This is a genomic window from uncultured Agrococcus sp., assembly GCF_945915485.1.
GTDB lineage: Bacteria > Actinomycetota > Actinomycetes > Actinomycetales > Microbacteriaceae > Agrococcus.
In genome coordinates this window covers 1-5,363 of the sequence record NZ_CAMEFJ010000123.1, presented here as the reverse complement: position 1 = coordinate 5,363, position 5,363 = coordinate 1, and the positions used below count along the sequence as shown (strand labels likewise).

The 5,363-nt window shown below is 66.8% G+C and carries 5 protein-coding genes and 1 pseudogene; 3 read left to right on the top strand and 3 right to left on the bottom strand.

The window, feature by feature from the left end; all coding sequences use genetic code 11:
• The 3 genes and pseudogenes from Q0O95_RS13040 to Q0O95_RS13030 form a co-directional block, all read left to right on the top strand.
• Positions 1 to 213: pseudogene (locus Q0O95_RS13040) on the top strand (hypothetical protein); the annotation flags it as partial.
• Positions 214 to 298: 85 nt separating this feature from the next.
• Positions 299 to 1,756, top strand: coding sequence for a cytosine permease (locus Q0O95_RS13035; protein WP_293699473.1), 1,458 nt, complete (start codon positions 299 to 301; stop codon positions 1,754 to 1,756).
• 56 nt (positions 1,757 to 1,812) lie between these two features.
• Positions 1,813 to 3,417 (top strand): amidohydrolase, encoded by a 1,605-nt coding sequence (locus tag Q0O95_RS13030; protein WP_293699471.1) that lies wholly within the window; start codon positions 1,813 to 1,815, stop codon positions 3,415 to 3,417.
• A 30-nt stretch (positions 3,418 to 3,447) separates the two neighbouring features.
• Here the strand turns inward: Q0O95_RS13030 and Q0O95_RS13025 are convergent, their stop codons facing one another.
• From Q0O95_RS13025 to Q0O95_RS13015, 3 genes are all read right to left on the bottom strand, one after another.
• Entirely contained in the window at positions 3,448 to 3,906 is a 459-nt protein-coding gene (locus tag Q0O95_RS13025; RefSeq protein ID WP_293699468.1) for a GNAT family N-acetyltransferase, read from the bottom strand.
• 159 nt (positions 3,907 to 4,065) lie between these two features.
• Positions 4,066 to 4,851 carry an SGNH/GDSL hydrolase family protein gene (locus Q0O95_RS13020; RefSeq protein ID WP_293699465.1) on the bottom strand — a complete coding sequence of 262 codons (786 nt, stop codon included), beginning with the start codon at positions 4,849 to 4,851 and terminating at the stop codon, positions 4,066 to 4,068.
• A gap of 62 nt (positions 4,852 to 4,913) precedes the next feature.
• A partial coding sequence (locus tag Q0O95_RS13015; protein WP_366516495.1) for a YbaK/EbsC family protein occupies positions 4,914 to 5,363 on the bottom strand: 450 nt, incomplete at its 5' end.

The following is a 5,363-nucleotide window of genomic DNA, read 5'->3' as shown; positions in this document are numbered from 1 at the left end:
ATCCCGACGGTCACGGTGCCGATGGGCGCGATGCACGACACGGGGATGCCGGTCGGTCTGACATTCGCAGGCCGCGCCTACGACGACACCGCGTTGCTCTCGCTGGCGCTCGCATTCGAAGCAACAGGCGACCGGCGAACCGTGCCGCCCCGTACTCCGAGGCTGCGTACGAGCGAGCACGAGCGCTTGACACAGCAGAGAATTCCTGATTGATTGGGTGATCAATAGCTTATTAGCTATGTGATCAATAAGGGTCACGGCAGCGACAACGACGTACGCAACCACGGAGAGGCACCTCATGTCCAAGCACGTAGAACAGCCGACTTCGGCCGATCCAGCGCTCTCGAGTGACGGCTTCGTCGATGCGCCGACGCAACCGGAGACCCGCGGCATCGAACTCATCGCCGACGCCGACAGACGCGGCAGGCCTCGCGACCTGGTGGCGGTGTGGGCCGCGCCGAGCGTCTCCATTCTGAACTTCACGGTCGGCGCCACCATGATCGTCCTCGGCATGCAGCTGTGGCAGGCGATTCTGGTCATCGTCGCCGCATCGGTGCTCTGGGTCTTCCCCGGTATGATCGCGGCCAGCGGTCCGCGTGCCGGCACATCGGGCTCGGTGATCATGCGGGCGATGTACGGCATCATCGGCAACAAGATCATCGTCGCGTTCATCGGCTGGCTCGTCGCCGCCGTGTACCTGGCGCTCAACTGGCTCGCCGCAGCCTTCCTCGGAGCCGGGATGCTCGCTCGGCTCGGCTGGGATGCCCCGGTCGCCGCGCCCATCGTCGTCGCGCTGGTCGTCGCATCGATCACCGTGCTCGTCGCCGTCTACGGCCACGCGCTCATCCTGCGCGTATACTCCTTCGTCGCCGTCGGGCTCGTCGCCATCTTCCTGGTATTGACGGGCTTCATCCTGCCGCAGGTCGACTGGGGCTATCAGCCGGCCGAGCCGCTCCAGGGTGTCGCGCTGTGGTCGGCGATCACGGTCGGCTTCACGATTCTGGCGTCCTCCCCGCTGTCGTTCATCAACAGCCCGGACATGGCTCGCTACCTGCCCCGCTCGTCGAAGCCTTCGCACATCGCTGCGGCGACCGGTTTCGGCGGCGCGATCCCGATGATGTTCTTCACGATCGTCGGGGCACTCATGGCCACGGCCGTCTCGACCGACGCGATTCACTCAGGGGCGGAGCAGGTCATGCTCGGCATGCTGCCGACGGCCCTCGCGCCGCTGCTGGTGCTGGGCGTGATCGTGAACTGCATCGCGCTCAACGGCATGACCACCTATACCTCGAGCATGGCGTTGCAGGCCATCGGAGTGCCGCTGCGCCGCATCCCGGCCGCGATCATCGTCGGCATCATCGGCATCGGCCTGACGATCTATCTTACGCTCTCGACTACGTTCCTCGACGCCGTGAATCTGCTCCTGCAGTTCCTGATCATCGTTGCCGCGCCGGTCATGGCCATCTTCGTCACCGACCAGCTGCTGCGCCGCAACGCGTACGAGGGAACCGACCTGTTCGACGACACCCGGCACGGTCGCTACTGGTACACGGGAGGCTGGGGTGTTCCCGGGCTCACGGCATTCGTGCTCGGTGGCACCGCGAGCGCGCTCTGCCTTTCGACAGTGATCTGGACCGGGCCGATCTCCGCAGCGATCGGTTACATCGACCTCTCGGTGCCCGTCGGCATCATCGTCTCCTCCGTCGCTTACGCGTTGCTGCTGCGCAGTCCGCTGGCAGGCAAAGGGCGCCCGTGAGCGACATGCACGCAGCAGACTTGAACAGTACGAGACGAGATTCGGGAGCTAGAGACATGGCAGAGCAGCAAGTATTCACCGGCGGCAAAGTCTTCACCGCCGACAGGAGGCCGTGGGCAACCGCCATCGCCGTGCGGGGCGATCGCGTTCTATACGTCGGCGACGACGACACGGCAAGGAGACTCGCTCCGAACGCGGCGGAAACGGATCTCGCGGGCGCGCTCGTGCTGCCGGGCTTCGTCGACGGCCACGCGCATGTCGTGCACACGGGTGAAGCAGCCGGTCACGTCGATCTCTGGAGCGCGGGAGATCTACCGGAACTGCAGCGCCGGCTTGCTGCCGCGGCCGCCGACCAGAGCGGGCCGCGCATCCGGGCGCAGGGCTGGCAGCGCTCGGCCACGGGAACACCCCGCCGCGAAATGCTCGACGAAGCGGTTCCCGACGTACCCGTCTACGTACTCGCACACGATCTGCACTCCATCTGGCTGAACTCCGCGGCCCTGGCCGAGATCGGGGTCGACGACAGCACGCCATCGCCTCCCGGGGGCAGCATCCACCGTGACGAGCACGGACACGCGACCGGCCTCATCGACGAAACGGCGATGGAGCAGCTCGTCTGGTCGACGCTCGACCGATTCAAGACCGACGACGACATCGACGACTCACTCGCCGCGGCGCTTCGCGCCTACCGCGAATCGGGCATCACGGCGACGACTGAGATGGCGCTCGATGAAGCCGATCTCGCCGGCATGCGCCGCGCGAGCGACGCGGGCCAGTTGACAGCGCGCATCGCTGCGCACGTGATCGTTCACCGGACCGGGGATCGGCAGCGCGACCTCGAGCAGGTTGCGCGCGTCGCAGAGCTGGCCGCCGAGGAGCACAGCGATCGGCTGCGCGTGATCGGCATCAAAATCATTGCGGACGGCACGGTCGACGGCTGCACGGCCGCCGTGCGACAGCCGTACGCGAACGGCGAGCTCCCTGGCCCGATCTGGCCGCTCGAAGACCTGGAGCCGGTTGTAGCCGCCGCCGACGCGGCCGGCCTCAGCATCGCCATCCACGCGATCGGCGATGAAACCGTGAACATCGCCATCACGGCCATCGAGCGAGCGGTGGCTGCGAACGGCCCGGCACAGCGTCGCCACAGGATCGAGCACCTCGAAGTCGTCGACCCTGATGACATCGCGAGGCTCGCCGCGCTGGGGATCACGGCTTCGATGCAGCCCGTGCACTCCGATCCGGCGATCCAGGAGAACTGGCGCGCAATGCTCGGTGACGAACGTATCGAGCGCGGCTACCCGTGGCCCGAGATGACCGAGCAGGGAGCTCGCCTCGCGTTCGGCAGCGACTCGCCGACCTCCCCGCATGCGCCTCTGCCCAATGTGTTCGTCGCCGCCACGAGACGTTCGGCGCTGAACCCGCAGCTCGAACCCAATCTGCCCCGCTACGCGGTTCCGCTCGCCGACGCTATCGTGCACGCAACACGTGATGCGGCCTGGGCCTGCGGAGCAGACGATCGTTACGGCCGGCTCGCCGCTGGCCTGTTCGCGGACTTCATTGTGCTCGATCGCGACATCTTCGCCGTCGCCGTCGACGAACTGCTCGAGACGAGCGTCGTACGGACGGTCGTCGGAGGCAAGACGGTCTTCGAACGCGACTAGCGGGTCACGGCAGGAGCAGAGCCAGCGAGCCTACACATCGAAGCGGTGCGGGATGGTGTCCCCGCCATCCCGATACGGACTGAAGCCCATGGCCGAGTAATAGGCCAGGGCCGGCGCGTTGTCGGCGCCGATGCTCGCATCGATGTGCTGCAGTCCGGCGGTTTTCGCCGCTGCCAGCGATGCGGCGAAGAGGCGGCGCCCCAATCCGCTGCGGCCCGCGTCAGGGTGGATGTGCGTGCCGATGATCCCCCACCCTTCGGGCACGGAATACGGGTTGCCGGTCCACGCCCGCTTGAGCGACTGGAAGCCGATAACCCGGTTCTCCAACTCGGCGACGGAGCACGCCACCGTGTGCTCCTCGTCGAGGTAGCGCTCCCGGACCAGCGCGACGTCGACCGCGGTCGCCCTGAGCCCCGCGCGATAGATGGCGTTCTGCACTTCGGTCATGTCCTCGGCATCGGTTGGGCGCGCTGGTCGGATCTTGATCATGAGTCCATCGTCCCACCCGACCGGTGTCCAAGTCTGATCACCGCTGCCATTCTCCGGTCTGACGAGATTGCAGCGAAGCAGATCTCGTGCATCTCGAAGAGCCTCGTACACTGTTCGCATGCCCATCACCGTTTGCGACGCCGCAGCGGAAGTGGGTCATCAAGGTGGGCAAACGGCCTCGACCACGGAGGGCAGCAGCGCCTCGGCGGTGCGCCGGTAGCCGAGGGCGCTCGGATGGAAGCGATCCAGACTGAACATCCCGTCCGGGTCGTCGAGAAACACGGGCCCGACCGCGCTGCGCAGATCGACGCTCGTGGCTCCCGCGTCGGTTACCGCCACGGCCTGGGCCGCTGCCAACTGCCGAGACAGCCGGGCTCCGAGCGTCCTGAGCGGCTGCGGAACGGGTCGCAACGCTCCGAGGTCGGGGCAGGTGCCGACAACGACGGAGGCTCCTAGGCGATGCAGTCGTTCGATTGCGACGGTCAGGTGCCCGACCGCCTCCGTGATCGGTACGCGATGCGTGACATCGTTGCCGCCGACCACGATCACCGCTGCATCGGGGCGATAGCCGGGCGGCAGCGAGTCCAATTGCGTGGCCAGCGCAGAGGACTCGGAGCCCACCCTCGCAATCGTGCGCAACCTGACGGGCCGCTCCAATCGTCGCGCGAGGCGTTTCGAAAGCCGGCCTCCCAGTGTGTCCTTGCGCCGTTCCGCTCCGAGCCCTGCGGCGAGCGAGTCGCCCAGGAGTAGAAGTTCGACGGGTTTGCCGCCCAGCGATCTGCGCCAGACTCGATCGGCATCGACGGCCAGTTCCCCGAGCGGTTTTCCTATACGGCGACGCGCTATCTCGGCTTGTCGTGTCAGCAATAGCCGACCGCCGACGGCGAGGGCTGCGACACTCGCGACACCGAGACTGGAGGAGACGAGGATGCGTGTCCGGCTCATGCAACGATTCGACCGCATGCGGGTGAATTGGTCGTGTCCGGCGCATGAACGGCTGCCTTGGCTTACGCCACCGGTTCTGTGATGTCGAGCACCTGCGCGTCGAAGTGATCCTTGAGATCGCTGCCGAGGAGGTAGGCGGCCACTCGATGGGCGCCACCGCCCATCGATATCGGGCCGTCCGGCACCGTCACATCGGTCAGCACCGGAAGCTCGCCGTCCGCGCCGAACGGCGTTATCGTGCCCCGCTCGTACCCCGTCACATCGAAGGCCTCATCCGCCGGCGGCATGGAAGCCCGGTTGACCCCGCACGCATGCCGCAGCTTGGGCCACGAGATCTTGCGATCGCCGGGCACGAGCGCGATCGCGTAGCGCCCCTCCCCGAGTCGGACGACCATCGACTTCACGATCTCGCCGGGCGTGACGCCCCTCATCCGAGCGGCTTCCTCGAGCGAGGCGCTCGGCTCGTGCTTACTCGCCGTGAACGGGATGCCCGCGGCTTCGATGGCGGCGAG